The 569-nt window shown below is 51.7% G+C and carries 1 protein-coding gene; it reads right to left on the bottom strand.

Annotation, left to right across the window (positions count from 1 at the left end; genetic code table 11):
- Nucleotides 1-569: NAD(P)-dependent oxidoreductase (locus R7E78_RS28980; protein ID WP_318058999.1), on the bottom strand; the 569-nt coding region annotated here is incomplete at both ends.

Below are 569 nucleotides of genomic sequence, written 5' to 3' on the forward strand. Positions count from 1 at the left end.
AATGGCACATAACCTGGTCGACACTCTGCCGCGCCTTTACGCTCCGCAAATAAAACGGTCATTCCTAGCGCTTGAGCCAGATTCGCCGTGGCTTGTCCCAATGCACCACTACCGACGACACCTAGTGTACTGCCGCCAACATCCCCGATGGAATGAGTAAAAAAGCAGAACTGCTTATTACGCTGCCATTCACCAGCCGCAATGTCTTGATGGTACCCAAACAGGTTGCGACGCAAAGCAAACAACATCGCTATCACATGCTCTGGCACAGATCGAGTGGCATAACCACGTACGTTCGCGACTGCAATGCCATGTTCAGCACAATAGTTCACGTCGACATTGTTAAACCCTGTCGCCGCAACGGCAATCATCTTGAGCTGAGGCAGCTGCGAAAGTACCGATTGATCCAGCAGCACTTTATTGCTGATGACGATATCGGCATCAGCTAAGCGCTCAAGCACGAACTCAGGCGGTGTCAGTTCATACTCCATCCAATGATGAGGAAACTCAGGGCGCGGGACTTGAATGTGATTGGGAATGGTGGCGCGGTCGAGAAAGACCACTTTAGG

It is taken from the genome of Vibrio sp. YT-19(2023) (assembly GCF_033337395.1).